Origin of the sequence: Escherichia sp. E2748 (assembly GCF_005781125.1) — a bacterium.
Lineage (GTDB): Bacteria > Pseudomonadota > Gammaproteobacteria > Enterobacterales > Enterobacteriaceae > Escherichia.
Map to the genome: position 1 here is coordinate 3,232 of NZ_VATP01000056.1, position 1,040 is coordinate 4,271.

Genomic DNA, 1,040 nt, shown 5'->3' on the forward strand with positions numbered 1-1,040 from the left:
TGCAGCCTTTCGCTGTCAGCGACCAGAATTTTTTGATGTTGTTAATCGCGGTACGGCTGTATCGTTCGCGTTGTTCAACGATCCCCAGCTTCACCATCTGGTGATATGCCTGATTAGCCGTCAGGCGGATACCATACTGCTTCAGCAGTGCACTCAGCGACAGCGTGGGGCGACTTGAGCCATCGTGTGCATCAGCAGGAGCATCAATGGCATAGCGCGGTGCCAGATTCGGTAAGCCAACAGCCTCCTGGAGTTTCTGACAGGCTCCAAGCACTGAAGAGTTAGACAGATTTAACTCCCGGCGCATAAAGTCCAGCAGAATCACGCCAGCCTGCATCTTGTCAGCAGCCTGTCCGGATAACTTTTCCGGCGCGCTGGTTACCATATCGAAAGTACGGATCACCTTCAGATGGAATGACGGACTGATCCACATTGCATAGGCATACACCAGTTCCTTGCAGACATACGTCCCCTGGTTATTTCCGCCACGAATAACGTTAACTGGCTCTATATTGACCGAGTTGCAAATCTGCAACTCGCTTATTAAACGTTCAGTTTGCTCATTGCGGAGCCAGAATGCAGGCTTATGCTTATCCAGAGAACCGGCAGCCCTGTGCAGATCGTTCAGGCTGTAACGCCCATAAGCATCACGACGAACTTCAATACCATCAATGACCATCAGATTATTCATACTTCGTTTCTCCTCTTGATCAGGCGGCTGCACCCGCCGTTTTCTCGTACTTACTGATAGTGATCTCGACCTTCCCTTCCGGGATAACCGGTCCCCACTCCACCAACATTCTTTTCACCTGGCTGTCGTCTTCCCACACACCCGCGTGGGTCAGGGCGTCAAACAGCGCCTTGTTATAGTTGTCCAGATCGCGGATCCGGTTATCCGGAGGAAACAACACGATCTCCACTGAAGCAGGTGCCGACGTTGGTTTCGGCAGACGACGTAACTGCTCAACTATTGCTGCACACGCCGCGCTCTGGAATTTTCGCCCCGCCGCGCTTATCAGGCTCTTACCAGCAAACGCCCC

2 protein-coding genes are annotated in these 1,040 nt (G+C 52.5%); both read right to left on the bottom strand.

Annotation, left to right across the window (positions count from 1 at the left end):
• Positions 1 to 691 (bottom strand): KilA-N domain-containing protein (locus tag FEK42_RS22710; RefSeq protein WP_138211992.1); only part of this gene is annotated, 691 nt, incomplete at its 3' end.
• Positions 692 to 710: 19 nt separating this feature from the next.
• Positions 711 to 1,040, bottom strand: a 330-nt coding sequence (locus FEK42_RS22715) for a RusA family crossover junction endodeoxyribonuclease (RefSeq protein ID WP_138211991.1), incomplete at its 5' end; no start/stop codon positions are given.